At 56.0% G+C, this 19,162-nt stretch carries 17 protein-coding genes; 9 read left to right on the top strand and 8 right to left on the bottom strand.

What is annotated here, in order from left to right:
* The first annotated feature begins 122 nt into the window (after positions 1–122).
* The 6 genes from dgt (at position 123) to gudD (ending at position 9,061) form a co-directional block, all read left to right on the top strand.
* The gene (dgt, locus tag ACO0U8_RS07140) at positions 123–1,637 is read left to right on the top strand and encodes a dGTPase (RefSeq protein ID WP_056774931.1); all 1,515 of its coding nucleotides are present in this window, start codon (positions 123–125) and stop codon (positions 1,635–1,637) included.
* A 207-nt stretch (positions 1,638–1,844) separates the two neighbouring features.
* The gene (gene degP / locus ACO0U8_RS07135) at positions 1,845–3,287 is read left to right on the top strand and encodes a serine endoprotease DegP (protein ID WP_056774806.1); all 1,443 of its coding nucleotides are present in this window, start codon (positions 1,845–1,847) and stop codon (positions 3,285–3,287) included.
* A gap of 228 nt (positions 3,288–3,515) precedes the next feature.
* A complete protein-coding gene (locus ACO0U8_RS07130) occupies positions 3,516–4,676 on the top strand; it encodes a CdaR family transcriptional regulator (protein ID WP_056774812.1) in 1,161 nt (386 codons plus the stop codon).
* A 307-nt stretch (positions 4,677–4,983) separates the two neighbouring features.
* Positions 4,984–6,327, top strand: a complete 1,344-nt coding sequence (locus ACO0U8_RS07125; RefSeq protein ID WP_390974332.1) for an MFS transporter — start codon at positions 4,984–4,986, stop codon at positions 6,325–6,327.
* Positions 6,328–6,351: 24 nt separating this feature from the next.
* The gene (locus ACO0U8_RS07120; RefSeq protein WP_421670534.1) at positions 6,352–7,695 is read left to right on the top strand and encodes an enolase C-terminal domain-like protein; all 1,344 of its coding nucleotides are present in this window, start codon (positions 6,352–6,354) and stop codon (positions 7,693–7,695) included.
* Between the two features lie 28 nt (positions 7,696–7,723).
* Positions 7,724–9,061, top strand: coding sequence for a glucarate dehydratase (gene gudD / locus ACO0U8_RS07115; protein WP_390974336.1), 1,338 nt, complete (start codon positions 7,724–7,726; stop codon positions 9,059–9,061).
* A 69-nt stretch (positions 9,062–9,130) separates the two neighbouring features.
* Here the strand turns inward: gudD and ACO0U8_RS07110 are convergent, their stop codons facing one another.
* From ACO0U8_RS07110 to ACO0U8_RS07100, 3 genes are all read right to left on the bottom strand, one after another.
* Positions 9,131–9,949 (bottom strand): shikimate 5-dehydrogenase, encoded by an 819-nt coding sequence (locus ACO0U8_RS07110; protein ID WP_421670686.1) that lies wholly within the window; start codon positions 9,947–9,949, stop codon positions 9,131–9,133.
* Positions 9,950–10,049: 100 nt separating this feature from the next.
* Positions 10,050–10,568, bottom strand: a complete 519-nt coding sequence (locus ACO0U8_RS07105) for an AAA family ATPase (protein ID WP_421670533.1) — start codon at positions 10,566–10,568, stop codon at positions 10,050–10,052.
* Between the two features lie 33 nt (positions 10,569–10,601).
* Entirely contained in the window at positions 10,602–11,402 is an 801-nt protein-coding gene (locus ACO0U8_RS07100) for an isocitrate lyase/PEP mutase family protein (RefSeq protein ID WP_421670532.1), read from the bottom strand.
* 91 nt (positions 11,403–11,493) lie between these two features.
* On the opposite strand from ACO0U8_RS07100, the gene ACO0U8_RS07095 reads away from it, so the two are divergent.
* From ACO0U8_RS07095 to ACO0U8_RS07085, 3 genes are all read left to right on the top strand, one after another.
* Positions 11,494–12,384 carry a LysR family transcriptional regulator gene (locus ACO0U8_RS07095; protein ID WP_217202840.1) on the top strand — a complete coding sequence of 297 codons (891 nt, stop codon included), beginning with the start codon at positions 11,494–11,496 and terminating at the stop codon, positions 12,382–12,384.
* A gap of 52 nt (positions 12,385–12,436) precedes the next feature.
* A complete protein-coding gene (gene alkB / locus ACO0U8_RS07090; RefSeq protein ID WP_421670531.1) occupies positions 12,437–13,090 on the top strand; it encodes a DNA oxidative demethylase AlkB in 654 nt (217 codons plus the stop codon).
* 109 nt (positions 13,091–13,199) lie between these two features.
* Positions 13,200–13,679, top strand: a complete 480-nt coding sequence (locus ACO0U8_RS07085) for a cold shock domain-containing protein (RefSeq protein WP_056774844.1) — start codon at positions 13,200–13,202, stop codon at positions 13,677–13,679.
* A 62-nt stretch (positions 13,680–13,741) separates the two neighbouring features.
* On the opposite strand, the gene ACO0U8_RS07080 is transcribed toward ACO0U8_RS07085, so the two are convergent.
* From ACO0U8_RS07080 to ACO0U8_RS07060, 5 genes are read right to left on the bottom strand one after another with little or no spacing between them, the layout of a single operon-like run.
* Positions 13,742–14,710 (bottom strand): spore coat U domain-containing protein, encoded by a 969-nt coding sequence (locus ACO0U8_RS07080; protein ID WP_421670530.1) that lies wholly within the window; start codon positions 14,708–14,710, stop codon positions 13,742–13,744.
* Positions 14,707–17,244, bottom strand: a complete 2,538-nt coding sequence (locus tag ACO0U8_RS07075) for a fimbria/pilus outer membrane usher protein (RefSeq protein ID WP_421670529.1) — start codon at positions 17,242–17,244, stop codon at positions 14,707–14,709. The genes ACO0U8_RS07080 and ACO0U8_RS07075 overlap by 4 nt, the downstream gene beginning before the upstream one ends.
* Before the next feature lie 18 nt (positions 17,245–17,262).
* Positions 17,263–18,060: a molecular chaperone gene (locus tag ACO0U8_RS07070; protein ID WP_421670528.1), complete on the bottom strand. Its 798-nt coding sequence runs from the start codon at positions 18,058–18,060 to the stop codon at positions 17,263–17,265.
* A gap of 17 nt (positions 18,061–18,077) precedes the next feature.
* Entirely contained in the window at positions 18,078–18,599 is a 522-nt protein-coding gene (locus tag ACO0U8_RS07065) for a Csu type fimbrial protein (RefSeq protein ID WP_056774939.1), read from the bottom strand.
* A gap of 8 nt (positions 18,600–18,607) precedes the next feature.
* Entirely contained in the window at positions 18,608–19,126 is a 519-nt protein-coding gene (locus tag ACO0U8_RS07060; RefSeq protein ID WP_122096330.1) for a Csu type fimbrial protein, read from the bottom strand.
* Positions 19,127–19,162 lie beyond the last annotated feature (36 nt).

The raw sequence follows: 19,162 nt of genomic DNA, 5'->3' as shown, positions 1-19,162 counted from the left end.
TGACGCTTTAATACCGAAAACAATGCGCGATAGTCTATCATGGCTAAAGGTAAGAGATAATGCGTTTGGGATGCGGGTTCCGCGTCTGCCGGGCGCGTGAGTGGCTGAAAGGGTGGAAAAGTATGTCCGGGATCGATTTTAAAGCGAAATTCAATTTTCAGCGTCCTTTCAGCTCGCCCATTGAGGCGCGGGATGAGTACGATGTCGTGCGTCAGTTTGAAAGCGATCGTGGCCGTATTATCAACTCCGCCGCGATCCGCCGTTTACAGCAAAAAACCCAGGTTTTTCCGCTGGAGAAAAACGCTGCCGTCCGCAGCCGTCTGACCCATTCTCTCGAAGTTCAGCAGGTAGGCCGTCACATCGCCAAAGATGTGCTGCACCGTCTGCGCAAGCAAGGAAAGCTGGACACCTACGGGCTGACGGAGGTTACCGATCCTTTTGAAAGTGTGGTCGAAATGGCCTGTCTGATGCATGACATTGGCAATCCACCTTTCGGGCATTTTGGTGAATCGGCGATCAACAACTGGTTTGGCAAACGCATGGATACCGCCAGCTGCGGCAAAGAATTTCAGCTGACGGATGCCTGCACTATCGGCTGTCTGCGTCTGGAAAAGAGCGCCGAACCGCTCAATGAACTGCGCAGTAAGATCCGCTACGATCTTTCCAATTTTGAAGGCAACGCCCAGGCGATCCGTCTGGTGTATACCCTGCTTAAACTCAACCTGACCTACAGCCAGACCGCCTGCATCCTGAAATACACCCGCCCGGCCTATTCCACTGAAAAATTGCCTTCGCATGATTATCTGATGAAAAAGCCCGGTTTTTATCTGGCGGAAGAGCCGTTTATCCAGCGTCTGCGCAGCGAGCTGGGGCTGGGCGAGTTCAATCGTTTCCCGCTGACTTACATCATGGAAGCGGCGGATGACATCTCCTATTGCATCGCCGACTTAGAAGATGCGGTAGAAAAGAACATTTTCAGCGTTGAACAGTTGTACGCCTATCTTTGTCGCGAATGGGGGGAGATCGAAAAGGGCGATTTCTTCGATAAAGTGGTGCGCACCGCCTATGAAAAAATGGATAAAGCCAAAACGTTCCGTAATCCGGTGGATTATTTCTTTATGGAGCTGCGGGTACAAACGGTGAAACAACTGGTGCCCCACGCGGCGCGAAGATTCATTGAAAACGTGCAGGAAATTTATGAAGGCACCTTTAACCATGCGCTGCTGGAAGATGACAGTCAGGCAAATCGCTTGCTGGAAATTTATAAACGCGTGGCCTTCAAACAGGTATTCAATCACCCGGAAGTAGAAGAGCTGGAATTACAGGGTTACCGGGTCATCAGCGGTTTGCTGGATATTTACAGCCCGCTTCTCGATATGTCTTTGAAAGACTTTACTCAGTTGGATCAGGAAGATACGCACCGTGCTTATCCGATTGAAACCCGGCTTTTGCATAAGATATCGGCCAAGCATCGTTTAGCCTATACCAATGCAGTGGTGGGGCTGGAAGGCAAACCGGAGAAAGTGTTTGCGGCGCTGGAATTTTATTACCGGGCAAGAATGTTACAGGATTATATCAGCGGGATGACCGATCTCTATGCGTATGATGAATATCGCCGCCTGATGGCCGCAGAGTAATTATCATTCACATCAAAAAAGGAAGACTTCTTTATTCTTCTTTACGAATCTGTCTGAAAAACCATCTTTTGTAAATATCGACAATACTTTTTTACTATTAACCGATCGACCCTGATGAACTTCGCGCTATTAATTACATCTCAGTATCACGACTACCAAGCAATGCAACTATTTTGGTTGCCACAATAATTTTAAGAGATCCTGAAAATGAAAAAATCGAGTTTATTCCTGAGCGCATTAGCGTTAAGTATCGGTATGGCAATGGCCCCGGTTTCTTCTGCACTGGCTGCTGAAACAGCCTCTTCCAGCACGTCACAGCTTCCAAGCCTGGCGCCTATGCTGGAAAAAGTCATGCCCTCCGTGGTGAGCGTGAACGTTGAAGGCAGCGCCCCGTCCAAGACGCCGCGTATGGGCCAGCAGTTCCAGCAATTCTTTGGTCAGAACTCGCCGCTGTGCCAGGACGGCTCGCCGTTCCAGGGTTCACCTGTTTGTCAGGGTGGCGGTCAGGAAGGCCAGCAGCAAGCGCCTGAGCAGAAAGAAGATTTCCGCGCTCTGGGTTCCGGCGTCATCATTGATGCCGCCAAAGGCTATGTCGTGACCAACAACCACGTGGTTGATAACGCCACCAAAATCAGCGTTCAGCTGAACGATGGCCGTAAATTTGATGCCAAAGTGATCGGCAAAGATCCACGTTCTGACATCGCGGTTATTCAGCTGCAGGATGCTAAAAACCTGACCGCCATTAAAATGGCCGACTCCGGTCAGTTGCGCGTCGGTGATTACACCGTGGCCATCGGTAACCCGTATGGTCTGGGTGAAACCGTCACGTCCGGCATCGTTTCTGCGCTGGGTCGTTCTGGTCTGAACATCGAAAACTACGAGAACTTTATCCAGACGGATGCGGCGATCAACCGTGGTAACTCCGGCGGCGCGCTGGTTAACCTGAACGGCGAACTGATCGGTCTGAACACTGCGATCCTGGCGCCGGACGGCGGCAACATCGGTATCGGTTTTGCGATCCCAAGCAACATGGTGCAGAACTTGTCCAAACAGATGATCGAGTACGGCCAGGTGAAACGTGGCGAACTCGGCATCATGGGGACTGAGCTGAACTCCGAGCTGGCGAAAGCGATGAAAGTTGACGCACAGCGCGGCGCGTTCATCAGCCAGGTTATGCCGAAGTCTGCGGCAGAAAAAGCGGGCATCAAAGCTGGTGACGTGATCCTGAGCATGAACGGTAAACCGATCAGCAGCTTTGCGTCGTTCCGTGCGGATATCGGCACCATGCCAATCGGCACCAAAGTGACCCTCGGCCTGCTGCGCGACGGTAAACCGGTGAACGTCGATGTGACCATTGAGCAAAGTACACAGACCGCGAAAGTCGAATCCGGCAATATCTATACCGGTATTGAAGGCGCTGAGCTGAGTAACAATGCCGCTGCCGATAAGAAAGGCGTGAAAGTGGACGAAGTGAAAGCCGGTTCCACCGCGGCGCGTATCGGCCTGAAAAAAGGCGATGTGATCCTGGGTGTTAACCAGCAGAAAGTCGCTAATCTGGGCGAACTGCGTAAAATCCTCGACACCAAACCTTCGGTGCTGGCGCTGGATATCTTACGTGGTGACACCTCAATTTACCTGTTAGCCCAATAATTCTTCCTCCGTGAAATGATAAGGCACGCTCCGGCGTGCCTTTTTTATTTCTGCTTTGCCCCCGCCTCTCATCTTCGGTCCCGCGCGTATCTGTGCAGGTGCATAAAACTGTGACTTTCCCCGCAACTTCAACGGGTTCTCCTGCTCTTTGGGCATTTGCATAATGTCTGGCTGACGGCGACTGAGTATGCTGGTCAAACTAACAAGAACAGCCAAGGCAGGAACCCCATGTCGGCGTATCATCTCGATGCAAAACTGGCGCAGCAAATTGTTGCCCGCACGATGCAAATTATTGATAGTAATGTGAATGTCATGGATGGCCGTGGAAAAATCATTGGCAGCGGCGACGATCAGCGTCTTGGCGAATTGCACGAAGGTGCTTTGCTGGCCATTTCACAGGAACGCATTGTCGATATTGATGAAGGCGTCGCACGGCATTTGCACGGTGTGCGTCCGGGTATCAACTTACCTCTGCGCATCGACGGCCAGATTGTCGGTGTGATCGGCCTCACCGGTAATCCGTTACAGTTGCGTCAGTACGGCGAACTGGTGTGCATGACTGCCGAAATGATGCTCGAACAGGCGCGTTTGCTGCACATGCTGGCGCAGGACAGCCGCTTGCGCGAAGAGCTGGTGCTTAATCTTATCCGGGTAGACGAACTTTCTCCGGCATTGAAAGAGTGGGCGCAGCGTCTTGGTATTGATTTGAACCGTCCACGGGTGGCGGCGGTGGTTGAAGTGGACAGCGGACAGCTGGGCGTGGATTCGGCGATGGCCGAACTGCAACAGCTGCAAACCTTGCTGACCACGCCGGAGCGCGACAACCTGATCGCGATCGTGTCCCTGACCGAAATGGTGGTGCTGAAACCGGCGCTCAACAGCTATGATCGCTGGGATCCGGACGGTCATCGCCAGCGCATCGATCACCTGTTGTCCCGCATGACCGAAACCGGGCGCCTGCGTGTGCGTATTTCTCTCGGCAACTTCTTCACCGGCCCCGGCAGCATCGCGCGTTCATACCGCACAGCGCGCACCACCATGACGGTCGGCAAACAGCGAATGCCGGAACAGCGCTGTTATTTCTATCAGGATCTGATCTTACCCGTGCTGCTCGACAGCCTGCGCGGCGGCTGGCAGGCCGACGAACTGGTGCGTCCGCTGGCGCGTTTAAAAGCCACCGACAGCAACGGCTTACTCCGGCGTACCCTGGCGTCGTGGTTCCATAATAACGTCCAGCCGACAGCCACGTCGAAAGCGTTATATATTCACCGTAATACACTGGAATATCGCCTCAACCGCATCTCGGAATTAACCGGATTAGATTTAGGAAATTTCGACGACCGTCTCCTGCTGTATGTGGCGCTGCAATTAGATAATGATCAGATTTAAATATTATTCCGTTCTGAAAATATTCTCCCTGAGGGTATTTTCAGGATGGTTTATCTTTTCGCTTTTTTATCGGTGTGATGCTCATCACAGCCGTTTCATTTTTTGTGAAACAACTCGCATGGCGCTGGGCATTCGCCTCAAGATAAATGCAAATATGCGCTGATGCCTGGCATTTTGCCTAATGAGTTGGTCACGGGTTGTTCTTATACTGGCAGCGTTCCTTCCTCTCTGAACCCTACAGTTCTGTCGTGCGGAGGAATGGCTTGCCCTTCGGGTCGAGGCATTGTCATTAATTCCGGAGAACACCATGGAAACAATCGTTTCATCAGCCAGTGCCGTAAAAAAAAGAACGAATGCGCGCTACTGGATAGTGGTGATGTTATTTATTGTCACCTCATTTAATTACGGCGACCGTGCGACATTATCTATTGCCGGTTCGGCAATGGCGAAAGATATTGGCCTGGATTCCGTCGGGATGGGCTATATTTTCTCTGCATTTTCCTGGGCCTATGTTATTGGGCAAATACCCGGCGGATGGTTGCTGGATAAATTTGGTTCCAAGAAAGTTTATTTCTACAGTATTTTTATTTGGTCTTTATTTACCTTACTGCAGGGCTTTGTCGATGTATTCAGCGGCTTTGGCATTGTGGTTTCCCTGTTCGCTTTACGTTTCCTGGTAGGGCTGGCGGAAGCGCCGTCTTTTCCGGGCAACAGCCGCATCGTTGCCGCCTGGTTTCCGGCGCAGGAACGCGGCACTGCCGTCTCGATTTTTAACTCCGCACAGTATTTTGCCACCGTCATTTTCGCGCCAATCATGGGCTGGTTGACCCACGAAGTGGGCTGGTCACACGTGTTCTTCTTTATGGGTGGGCTCGGGATCATCCTGAGTTTTATCTGGCTGAAAGTGATCCACGATCCGAAAGATCATCCGGGCGTCAACCAGGCCGAACTCGACTACATGGAAGCCGGTGGCGCGCTGATCAACATGGATCAGAAAACCACTAAAAAAGCCGCCGTCAAAGGCGAAAAACTCTTCCAGATTAAGCAATTAATGAAGTCGCGCATGATGATTGGCATCTACATCGGCCAGTATTGCATCAACGCGCTGACCTACTTCTTCATCACCTGGTTCCCGGTATATCTGGTGCAGGCGCGCGGCATGTCGATCCTCAAAGCAGGCATGGTGGCGTCGGTTCCGGCGATCTGTGGTTTCCTCGGCGGAGTGCTCGGCGGGATCATTTCCGACTGGCTGATGCGCAGAACCCGCAACCTGACGCTGTCGCGTAAGGTGCCGATTGTGGTTGGCATGCTGCTGTCGATGTCGATGATTGCCTGTAACTACGTCGATACCGAGTGGATGGTGGTTGGCATTATGGCCTTCGCCTTCTTCGGCAAAGGTCTGGGTGCACTGGGCTGGGCGGTAATGGCTGACACCGCACCGAAAGAGATCAGCGGGCTGAGCGGCGGGCTGTTCAACATGTTCGGCAACGTTTCCGGCATCGTGACGCCAATCGCTATCGGTTACATCATCGGCACCACAGGATCCTTCAACGGCGCATTGATTTACGTCGGGATCCACGCACTGCTGGCAGTGGTGAGCTATGTATTTATCGTCGGCAAAATCGAACGCATCCAGCTACGCCCGTTCTGATCCCCGGCACAGAAAAGGAGACACATGATGAATACGCAATCCTCGCCGATCATCACTGACATGCAGGTGGTCCCTGTGGCAGGGCACGACAGTATGTTGATGAATATCGGTGGCGCACATGGCGCTTACTTCACCCGCAATATTGTGATCCTCAAAGACAGCGCCGGGAATACCGGCGTGGGGGAAGCGCCGGGCGGTGAAGTGATTTACAACACGCTGATGGAGGCGGTTTCCCAGGTCAAAGGCCAGGAAGTGGCGCGGATGAACCGCCTGGTGCATCAGATTCATACCGGCAATCAGTCGTCGGATTTTGATTCGTTCGGCAAAGGTGCCTGGACGTTTGAGCTGCGGGTCAACGCCGTTGCCGCGCTGGAAGCGGCCCTGTTGGATCTGATGGGCAAGTTTCTCGGCGTGCCGGTGTGCGAACTCCTCGGGCCGGGCAAACAGCGTGATGAAGTGACAGTGCTCGGTTACCTGTTCTATATCGGCGACCGTCAGAAAACCGATTTGCCCTATCAGGAAGGAGAACGCGGCAGCCACGACTGGTATCACCTGCGCCATCAGGAAGCGATGAGCAGCGAGGCGGTAGTGCGGCTGGCCGAGGCGGCGCAGGATCGTTATGGCTTTAAGGATTTCAAACTCAAAGGCGGCGTGCTGCCGGGCGAGCAGGAGATCGACGCGGTGAAAGCGCTGGCAAAACGTTTTCCGGATGCACGTATCACCGTTGATCCCAACGGGGCGTGGCTGCTGGATGAAGCCATTGATTTATGCAAAGACCTGCACGGGATCCTCAGCTATGCGGAAGATCCGTGCGGCGCAGAGCAAGGCTTCTCGGGGCGCGAAGTGATGGCGGAGTTCCGCCGCGCCACCGGTTTGCCGGTCGCCACCAATATGATCGCCACCAACTGGCGTGAGATGCAGCATGCGGTGATGTTGCAGTCGGTGGATATTCCGCTGGCGGATCCGCATTTCTGGACCATGCACGGTGCGGTGCGCGTCGCCCAGCTGTGTGACGACTGGGGCCTGACCTGGGGCTGCCATTCCAACAATCATTTCGACATTTCACTGGCGATGTTTACCCACGTCGGTGCTGCCGCGCCGGGTAAACCCACGGCCATCGATACGCACTGGATCTGGCAGGAAGGCAATCAGCGCCTGACCAAAGAGCCGCTGCAGATCGTCAACGGAAAAATCAAAGTGCCGGAAAAACCGGGGCTGGGCGTGGACGTCGACATGGATCAGATCCATCGCGCTCACGCGTTGCACAAGACGCTGCCGACCGGGGCGCGCAACGATGCTGCCGCGATGCAGTATCTGATCCCCGGCTGGACATTCGATCGTAAGCGCCCGGCAATGGGGCGCGGTTAACGGAATCTGAATTCACTAAGGAGTAAGCATGACCTCTTCATCTGCACCTAAAATTGTCTCCATGCAGGTCATCCCGGTGGCCGGGCACGACAGCATGTTGCTTAACCTCAGCGGTGCGCACGCGCCGTTTTTCACCCGTAACATTCTGATCCTCAAAGACAGCAGCGGCAACACCGGCGTCGGTGAAGTGCCGGGCGGCGAGAAAATCCGCCAGACGCTGGATGATGCCGCGCTGCTGGTGATCGGCAAAACGCTGGGCGAATACAAAAACGTGATGACTGCGGTACGGGAGAAATTCGCCGATCGCGATGCCTCCGGTCGTGGACTACAGACTTTTGATTTGCGTACTACTATCCACGTGGTCACCGCCATTGAAGCGGCGATGCTGGACCTGCTCGGCAAGCACCTGGGCGTGACCGTGGCGTCGTTGCTCGGCGACGGTCAGCAGCGTGATGAAGTCGAGATGCTCGGTTATCTGTTCTACGTCGGTGACCGCAATAAAACGTCGCTGGGCTATCAGAGCCAGCCGGGCGAGAGCTGCGACTGGTATCGCCTGCGCCACGAAGAAGCGCTGACACCCGCAGCGGTAGTGCGGCTGGCGGAAGCCGCGTACGAAAAATATGGCTTCAATGATTTCAAACTCAAAGGCGGCGTGCTGGCGGGCAGCGAAGAAGCGGAAGCCGTGACGGCGCTGGCGCAACGCTTCCCGCAGGCGCGGATCACGCTCGATCCAAACGGTGCCTGGTCGCTGAATGAAGCCATCGCGCTCGGTAAACAACTGCGCGGTGTGCTGGCGTATGCCGAAGATCCGTGCGGCGCAGAGCAGGGCTTCTCCGGGCGTGAAGTGATGGCGGAATTCCGTCAGGCGACCGGCCTGCCGACGGCGACGAATATGATCGCCACCGACTGGCGTCAGATGGGGCATACCATCCAGCTTAAATCGGTGGATATCCCGCTGGCGGATCCGCATTTCTGGACCATGCAGGGGTCAGTGCGCGTGGCACAAATGTGTCACGAATGGGGTCTGACCTGGGGCTCGCATTCCAACAATCACTTTGATATCTCGCTGGCGATGTTTACCCAGGTGGCCGCTGCCGCACCGGGCAAGATCACCGCCATCGACACGCACTGGATCTGGCAGGAGGGCAATCAGCGCCTGACCAAAGAGCCGTTGCAGATCAAAGGCGGCAAAGTGCGGGTGCCGGAACAACCGGGTCTGGGCGTTGAGCTGGATATGGATCAGGTGATGAAGGCCCACGAACTCTACAAAGGCATGGGCCTTGGGGCGCGTGACGATGCGCAGGGCATGCAGTTCCTGGTGCCGGACTGGAAGTTTGATCCGAAAAGGCCGTGTCTGGTGCGTTGATCGCCGGGTGGATCCGCGCCATTAAAAAAGCCTCTCGTCTGAGAGGCTTTTTGTATTCATCACGCGGGGCTAACTGCGCGCATGTACCGCTGCCGCTTCAATCTGTTCATCTGACGGGCGCACGCCGGTGTACAGGACGAATTGCTCGACGGCCTGTAATGTCGCGACTTCCGCGCCGGTGATCACTTTCTTACCGTGATCGCGACCATAACGGATAAGCGGCGTTTCTGCCGGTAAGGCAACAACGTCAAAGACGATGCTGGCGCGGTCGATCACCGCCGGTTCGAAGGCCAGTGAATCCACTTCCGGGCCACCGGCCATGCCGATTGGCGTGACGTTCACCACCATATCGACGGCCAAATCGCCGACTTCTGCTTTCCATTCGTAACCGTATTCTTCTGCCAGGGCGCGGCCATTGGCTTCATTGCGGGCAATAATGTAGCCCTTTTTGAAACCGGCATCACGGATGGCGGCAACCACCGCTTTGCCCATACCACCGCTGCCGCGCAGTGCGAAAACGGCATCACGCGGGACTTTGTGGCTGTCGAGCAGTTTAGCGACCGCAATGTAATCGGTGTTGTAAGCGCGCAGGAAACCCTCGTCATTGACGATGGTATTCACCGACTGAATGGCGGTGGCGGAAGGATCCAGTTCATCGAGGAAAGGAATGCAGGCTTCTTTAAACGGCATCGATACCGCGCAGCCGCGGATGCCCAGCGCACGCACGCCTTTAACTGCGGCTTCGATGTCTTTGGTGGAAAAGGCTTTGTAGACGAAGTTCAGGTCTAACGCCTGATACAGGCTGTTATGAAAACGGGTACCGAAATTTCCCGGACGACCGGAAAGGGACATACACAACTGCGTGTCTTTATTGATTTCCCGACTCATCATGTTCTCCTGATAGGGTATTTAAATCTTCTCGAACCATAGCTGAAACGATACAACCCTACAATAATCCTCTTCCCCGCACGGCTGAATAATGGCGGCGCTAAGCGTGGATGATTACGTTAAAACCTTCTTCCGGTTGCGGCGCAACAAAGTGACGGGATATCAGCTCAAACTGCTCATCGGTGACGCTAAACGGGTGCGTTCCGGCCTGATTGCGTGCCCGCAGCCGGGCTTTACACTCGTCTTCCGGCACGTTCAGATAATGCAGGCGGTGGTCTGCGCCTGACGCCGTGATGAGGCTCATCATCCACTCGCGGTTCGCCACCGTATTGGCCGGGAAATCCAGCACGACCGAGACACCGGCTTTGAGCAGGGAAATGGCATGAGGCGCAATGGCTTGCCTGAGTCTGGCGGCACAGCGCAGATAATCCGCCACGGTGTGCATCTCATCCTGATAAAGATGAGCAAGCCAGGTGTCTTCACTCAGCACCACCGTGCCGGGCTGGCTTGCCAGATTGCGGGACAGGGTGGATTTCCCGGAGGCTATTTTCCCGCATAAGATATGCAGAACCGCCTGATTTTCGGGCATGACATTGTCGGGTCGGGCTGTGGAATTCATGTTACCTCTCATGTTCAGTCGGGGTCTGCGTCGTTAAAACATCGCATTAATTTCTGAATAAGGCGCGGCTTTTTCCAGCATCGGCATCATTTTATCGTGTTGTAAAAATCCGCTGACTAACTGCGCATGGTGCGCCCATAAGGTTTGCGGCAACCAGGAACCGGCGCTCAGGCGGCGTACGCCAAGGGCTGCGAGATCGCTGACCGGCGGCAGTCCCGGCCAGACCGCCACGTTGAGCAGCAAACTTGTGCCCTCGGCAATGGCGCGCATTTCTCCTGCCTCCGTCAGCCCGAGCACGAAAAGCCCGTCGGCACCGGCACTGCGGTAACTCTGCGCCCGCGCCATCACTTCATCCGCTTTATCCGCGGCGCAAACCAGGTGACGCGCGTACACATCGGTGCGCACGTTGATATACAGATCTACGCCGCTTCGGACACTGGCGGCTCTGATGGCCTCTATTTTCCGGCACAACACATGCGGATCGCCTGCGCCGTCCTCAATATTGATGCCCACCACGCCCGTATCCATAAACCGTGAGACGGTTAACGCCACCGTGGCCGGAATATCGCTGTAGCCACCCTCAATATCCGCAGAAAGCGGCACCGAAATCACCCTGGCGATAGACGCCGCGCGGGCGACATAGTCTTCCACCGGCAACTGATTACCGTCGCGATACCCCAAAGACCACGCGACGCCTGCGCTGGTGGTGGCAATTGCGGTGGCACCCAGACTCTCTGTCTGGCGTGCGCTGCCCGCATCCCAGACGTTGGGCAATTTCAGCGGAGCTGCTTGCAGATGAAGTTCGCGAAAGACGCTGGCAGACGTGGTTTTCATAAAATGTTCCTCAAAAAAGAAACATTCTAATCATGCTGAATTTTCTTGATAATAGCCGGAAATAACATTCATTCATTCCGTGAGAGCATCAATGAACGCGCCGTCGCTGCACTTAGTTCAAACGTTTGTTGCGGTTGTTGAACACCATAGTTTTGCCCGTGCGGCCCACGCGCTCGGCATTACGCCGTCGTCGGTCAGCCGTTTTATCAAGACGCTTGAACGGCAACTGGGCGCGACGTTACTCAACCGCACCACGCGGGCGATGTCGCTGACCGAAAGCGGAAAACGGTATTTTGCCGAATGCCATCAGGCACTTTCGCAACTCACTCAGGCAGCTGACATGGTGCGTGACGAACAGACGTTACCCTATGGCGCACTGGTGGTCAGTGCGCCGGTGGCGTTCGGTCATACCCATCTGGTGCCTTATCTGAGTGAGTTTCTGGCGGCGTACCCGCAGGTGCAACTGGATCTGCATCTGACCGATGACTACGTGGATTTGGTGAGTGAAGGCATCATGCTGGCATTTCGCATCGGGCGTATGAAGGATTCGTCGCTGATCGCCCATAAATTGCTGGAGAACCGGCGGATCCTGGTGGCCGCGCCCGCCTACCTGAAAAAGCGTGGCGTGCCTGAGGTGCCGGAAGATCTTTATCAGCACGAGTGCATCGTCTCTTCGGCCAGTCAGGACGGTGTGCTGTGGCGATTATTTTCTGCCGGTGAGGAGCGCACGCTGGCGCCGAAAGGATCGGTCAAGGTCGATAATGCCGATGCGGCACGCAGGCTGTGTATGGATGCGCACGGCATCGCTTTTCACTCGGCGGTCACCATGGCAGCGGCCATAGACGCAGGGGAATTGGTGCAGATATTGCCACAATGGACCGGGCGTGAAACCGGCGTTTACTGTGTGCGGCCAAACCGGCGTATCGGCCCGGCAGCACAGGGGCTTCTCGATTTTTTAACTGCCCGCTGGCAGCAAAAATGACGATCTGGCGACATCCGTTATACTTAACGGACAGGCAAACGCGGAGGCTGACATGAATTTAGATCTTTTTGATCACCCCGATTTCCACCCCAACTGGCGCGAAGATCTGTGCCCCGGCGCGGTGGTGCTGCGCGGTGCGGCGCTGGCAGAGGATGTGGCGTTGCTGGCGGAGATCGACCGCATCGCCGGGCTGGTGCCTTTTCAGTATCGCGCGACGCCGGGCGGTTACGCGATGTCGGTGGCGATGACCAACTGTGGCGATGTCGGCTGGGTGACGGATAAAGCCGGTTACCGTTATCAGGCCATGTCGCCGGAAAGTCATCAGCAATGGCCGCCGATGCCGGAGTTGTTTCGTGCTGTTGCGGTGAAGGCGGCGGAGCAGGCAGGGTTTGCGGGGTTTGACCCGGACGCGTGCCTTATCAACCGCTATCAGCCGGGGGCGAAAATGAGCCTGCATCAGGACAAAGACGAGCACGATTTCGGCCAGCCGATTGTGTCTGTCTCGCTGGGTTTACCGGCTGTTTTCCAGTTTGGCGGCCTGGAGCGCAGCGATAAAACCCAGCGCGTGCCGCTGCTGCATGGCGATATTGTGGTGTGGGGCGGGCCGTCGCGGCTGCGTTATCACGGCGTGTTGCCGCTCAAAGCAGGCGAACACCCGCTGACCGGATCCTACCGGTTTAACCTCACGTTCCGTAAAGCGACGTAATTCCGCAGGCATCAGGCTGTAAAGCACAGGACTTTGTTCTCATTCTGCTTTACACTGCCGCCCTGCAAAAACTGACATGTTGAATAAATAATTACTTAGGCGGTAAGCGATGAACGGCGTAATCACAACCTGGTTTGAAGATAAAGGTTTCGGTTTTATCAAAGATGAAAACGGCGATAACCGTTATTTCCACGTGATTAAAGTTGCAAACCCTGAGCTGATTAAAAAAGATGCAGTGGTCACCTTCGAGCCGACCACTAACAACAAAGGCCTTTCTGCCTTTGCGGTGAAAGTCGAGCCGGAGAGCAAATACATCTTTATCGCCGGTGAGCGCATCAAAATCACCAGCATCAAATCTTTCCTGGCGTTTAACGAAGAAGTGCCGGGAGAGGCGAAGATCGACAAAGAAAACGCCGTGCTTTCTGTTGGCCTGCTGATGAACCGCATCCGCCCGCAGGAAGAAGAGAAAAAAGCGGAGATGCGCACCATGAAAAAGCTGCTCATCACCACCTTCCAGAACAGCACTTATGTGTTCACGGAAGATGAAATTGATGTGGATGCCACCATCAAAACGCTGAAAGCGCTGTAAAAACGGCGTTAAAACCGGTGCACACTCGCTGCACCGGTTCTGTTTTCCCCTTTCTTACTATCCTAATAAGTTACCGTGACTGTCACCGTATCGCTGTACGCGCCCGCGGGCTGATTGCTTTGTGCCAGATTCACCGACGCGGTATACGGGAACGACTGTGATGTGCCGGAGCCGGTCGCGCTGCTGTTGGTTGACGCGCTCCACACCGTGCTGTCGCTTTTAAATATCTGATATTGCAAATAACTGGTGGTGCCGTTGACCGTTGAGGCCATCTGCCGGTACTGGCCGGACCCCGTTACGCTGCTGGTCAGGTTGACGGAATAGCTGGCGTTGAGCGTACAGCGCACACTGAGGGTATTGGCGACCACCGTCGTCAGCCCGGAAGGCAGGGCGGCGCTGCCAAAACCCACGTTCGGCGCGCTGTCGATATAGCAAAAGTTGGTGATGTTGAGCGTCAGGTTGACGGTACCGTTCACGTTGCCGCTGTCGGCAATGCACAATAATGTCCCGATGGCGACCGAACAGATGTTCCACGTCCAGGCGATGGGGACAGTGTCGGTATACGTCCCGGCGGCCAGATTGGACAACGTTTTTGGCATCACATAAATCGGCAGTGTGCTGTTCGGGCCGGTAAACAGCCCGAGCAGGCCGAGTGCGGTGGTGCTGTTCCAGGTAATCACGTCACCCTGGTTATAGACGGTGCCACAACTGCCGTCCTTGCACAGGCTGTACGGCAAATACTGATTGGTGGCTGCACTGTAAAGCCGTGGCTGGGTGCCGCTCGGATGTAGCGTGGCGCCAATTGTTGCCGTCACGATATTGGTGCCGCCAATACTGAGCAAGGGACCGTTACAGCTCAGTCCGCTGCTGCCTTGCGTAATCAGCGGAGAAGTGCTGACCGCAAAGGAGTTCTGTGTGCCGAGCGTAATGGTGCTTGCCGCCGTGGTACAGGCCGCCATCACCTGCCACGATGCGCCCAGCAGCCACATCAGCAATATGCCATGACGTACCCACGGCCTGAAAATTTTCATGATTTATCTCCTGGCGTTGCGCCACCCGGACATGCCAGCGGGCCAACCTGCTCAATGCTGTGACGTTTAGGATCTAAAGTGAAACTGATCCGGCATACCGAACGGTCTTCCTGCCTGATATTCAGCACGTTGTTTTCCTGTAAGTGCGAGAAGTACACCAGCCCGTCGTAACCGGTGACGGTGGTTTGCTGCGTATTCTGTTCGGTGACCAGCGTGCCGGGCTTCAGCGGTTGTCCGGCGGCATCGTGCAGCCTGATATTCGCCGACAGCACTTTCTCGACGTTGAATTTCACCACCACGCCGCTGCCTTGTTTCACTGCGATGCGGTCATTGACGTTATTAGCAACCACATCGGCGGGCAGCGGCAGGGTGTCGATTTCCACTTTGGCCGGATAATACGAACTGACGGTCGGGATCAGCAGGTGACCATTTTTATCGGTTTCGCCCATTTTCTGATTCTCAAACAGGACGGGCACACCGGCGTAGTGATCGGTATCAACCACGATAAAGGCGTCGTTGATCTTGTCGGAAAGGAACCAGTCATTGGCCATAAACACCACGGATCCGCTCAGATCTGCCCAGTTGGTGTAATCGCCCTGATTGCCGTAGAACCCGCCCTGAATCGTCGCGACGCGGGATTTCCAGGTGGCATCGGCCTGCTGATACGGATTATTGCCGCCGCTGTAGGCCAGATTCCAGCCGAGGCCGCCGTCGGTTGGCGTGGCTTTGCTGGCGCCAATCTGCTCCTGATAATTGCCCGCACTGTCACGCTGCACGCCAGCGTTCATGTTGATATTGGTGCCAAGCGGAATGATGAATTGCAGCTGCGCACTGTAACCGTTATCGCCCAGCGTTTTATTGAGCGATAAAAACATGCTGCTTTGCCCCCACAGCGAGCGGCTGTAGGAGAAATTCACCAGACGGGTATGCGAATTGTCATAGGCTTCGACGTCGTAATAGCCGATGCCCATGGTGCCGTTGGCCGGGCCGAACGGCGAGGTGCTGAACGTCACCTGATCCGACTGACGGCTTAAGCGCGTGTCGCTGGTGTAAGAGGTGATGTCCTGATAACCCACCGTGCGTTTTGAGCGCAGCGCCGAGAGGCTGAACACCGTCGAATAGTAGGAATAACCCAGCGTGTACTGGCTGCCGTCTTTTTTATCCGTCACGCTTTCGCCTGTCGGATTGAGGATCTGACCGCCTGAATTCGGGATGCCCGGCATCTGGCCGTTGTTATCGTAATCCGGCGTGTTGAGCGGAGTATCGCCGCTGACCGGCGGGTGATCGGCTTTACTCTGGCTGCCGGAAACGCTCAGCGTGCCCCAGGTGCCGACCGCGATATCTGCGCCGGCACCGCCCAGCGTCAAACCCTGAACCATTTCGGTATGGCCGGAGAGCGTCAGGTAATTGGTCAGCCCGTAACGGTAAATACCGCTGAAGGCCGCATCTGAATAATCGCCGTTGGTGACGCCATAATTGTTGCGCACCGCCCCGAGGGACAAATCGAAATCGCTGAGGTTTTTACGCAGCAGCGTGTTGGAGACGTAAAAAGGGACGCTGGTGGAAATCTGACGCCCGACTGCGTCGGTGGTCACAATGGTCGCTTCACCGGCACCGTTGATATAAGGCACGTTGGTCAGGGTAAACGGCCCGGAATTCAGGTTGTTACTGCTGGCCTTGTAGCCATTAAGGAACAAATCCACCGTGGTTGGCACCGCCGCCGACCCGCTGTATTGCAGTAACGGATAGGTCACCAGATCCGGGCGCACGCCAAAGTTACGGCTGATCCGCACACCGCCCATGCGCGCCGAATTACTCCACGTCAGGGAATCGCTGACGAAATCCCCGACCTGATAGCTGATCAGGTTTTTCTCGTCGGTAAACCGCCAGAAGGTGTCGTAACGCAGATAGCCGTCCTGCGCGGTGCTGCCGCCCGTGTTGCCGTTGCCCGCACTGTCGATGTTATAGCGGTAAGTGCCGGTATTGGTGAGCAACCCGAGGCTGCTGAATAACCGCTGTTCCATCCAGGTGGCGACGGATTTCGGGCCGCCGGGTGGATCGGTGTAGTACGAATCATAGTTAAACAACAGGCCGGTGCTGCTTTGCGACGGCGTGTAGTTCATCAGCGGATCGCCGCTGACAGTCTGATTGGGCAGCCAGGCATCCGGCACGGTTAACACCAGCTGCTGGCTGGCTGAATCGTATTTCGCTTTCACGTCCGGCAGTTCACCGACGTTAATCAGCCCCTGCTGGCCGTTAATGTGGATGTGGTTTTTTGCCAGCACCCCGGCTTCGACGAAATAGGCGTTATTGCGATAGGTCACCGGCACCACCTGATTATCCGTCTGGCCGTTGACCACAATCGACAGATAAAACATGGCGTCCGTGACCACCGGTGCCGCTCGCGGGGCATCGGGCAGGGAACCGTATTCCTGTGCCTGCGCGCTGAACGCACTCAGGCAGATCAGGCACAGGCTTCCCCGGAAACAGAGCGGTCGCTGCTGACCTTCACGGGGAAGACGTCTGATTGGCATGCGTTGCGGCTCCTGCTGTTATTCGCCGCGCGCAATGACAATCGGTTGGGTGTTGTCGGCAATCTGCGCATTCAGCTGCGCCCCCGGCGTCACGCCCGCCGGCACCGGCCAGCGCATCTGCTGCCCCGGCAACACGTACCCCATAAAGCCGCCGACCATGGTTTTTACACCCTGTTTCTGGTTGCAGCTGGCTGACCAGAACACGTTGCTCAGACGTGCGTGAACGATGCCGGTATTGCGCACCTGCAGATAGTTTTTGCCGCCTTCCGAAACGGTGCGCCAGGTGAGGACAGGGCGCGTGGCGGTGGAGGCATCGCGCTTCACATCCGCGCGGTCGTTGGTCCACAAACCGCCGCCATCCATAAACAGCGGCAGCAGATAACGCATCTGCAATTGCAGCCCGACCACCGCTTTGTCCTGACCTTCACCGGCGCTGTTTAGCGGAGAGGGGATCTCGTCAATGATAATCCGGTACGCCTGCTCGGTATTGGCGGGCACCGGCGTGTTGCGGATCAAACGGATCAGCTGGCGCTGGCCCGGCGGCACGGTGGCAAAAGGCGGGCTGGCGACCACGTTGCTCTGATCGGCATACTTCTCATTAAAATTCTCCTGCTTCCAGGCCAGCACGCGCACCTGCAACGACACCGGTTCCGCGCCCCGGTTTTCCAGCCACAGGGCGGATCCGTTCTGATCGGATTCAATAATCTGGTACACCGGCCAGACGAGCACCGAACTGGCGGCGTGCACCGCCGTACCGGAAAACAGCGCCACCGTCAGGGCCGTGGTGGCAATCATGCGTGAGAATATCGTCGTCATAGCTCATATCCTGATGATTAATAAGTGAGAGTCACGGTCACCGTGTCGGTGTAAGTTCCCGCAGTGGGTGACGTCGTGAAAGAAAACAACCGGCCATACACCGGATACGTTTGGGTGGTGGAGGGAAAGCTGCTGATGGTCATTGCCTGCGCGCCGGTTCCCCAAACCACGGTGCGCGCAGCATTCTGATAAAGCTGATAGGCCAGCGTTGCCGTCGCCCCGCTGTTGGCCATATAACGCCGGGCGGCAGATCCGCCGTGGATGCCGTAATCCATGCCAATCGCCACAGTGGTGCCGGGGGTGCAGGTCACCACAACGGAGCCTGCGCCCGACGTACTGACCACATCGACATTGGTGGGAACGGAAGGAAAAGAGCCGAAATTGAGGGTGCCCAGATTGGTGGTCGGGCTGGAAAGCGAGCTGCCGAAAACGCAGCCATTGGTCAGCGTTGCCGTCACGGTAAAGGTGGTGGTGGCCGTGGCGGCCAGCGCTGAGCCGCACAGCATCAGCAGCGGCAACAGCAGCAGACGGCCAGGCATGAACACCTCTACCAGGATACGGTGACATTCACCGTATCCTGATAAACCCCGGCAGCGGGCGTGACCTGCCCCGGAACGCGGCCATACACCGTGCTCCACTGGTCCGCGCCGTTGCCGGTTCCGCTCACGCCGGTGACGTTATCCCACACCGTCGTGCGTGCCGCCGTGGTGTAAAGGTTGTACTGCAGAGTTGCTGCGCTGTTGGTGGTGTTGACCATTCTGCGGGCAGTGACCACGCCGCTGCTGCCGCCATCCATCACGATTTTGTAGGTCAGCCCGTTCACGCAGTTCACGCGGATCGAGCCCGCCAGCTGCGCGCTGGTGGCATTGATGGCGCTGGTGAGCGACGCGTAATTACCAAAGTTCAGCGTACCAAAGCTGGTGCTGCCGGACGTCGTGGTGCCCGCGCTGCAGGCGGGCAGCAACGTGGCACTGATGCCTATCGTGGCTGCCGGACTGAACGGGATGCGCAACTGCATCGACACCAGCAGGGCAGCTGGCAGGAGCAGCAGTACCTTGATGTCCATGATCTTTCCTTCCTTGAATCAAAAGCCAGTCAGAGG

The sequence above is a fragment of the Rahnella sp. EDr1-12 genome, from assembly GCF_049206505.1.
Taxonomy (GTDB): domain Bacteria; phylum Pseudomonadota; class Gammaproteobacteria; order Enterobacterales; family Enterobacteriaceae; genus Rahnella; species Rahnella rivi.
Note: the sequence above shows the minus strand (reverse complement) of the source record. Positions and strands in the feature narration are given on the sequence as shown.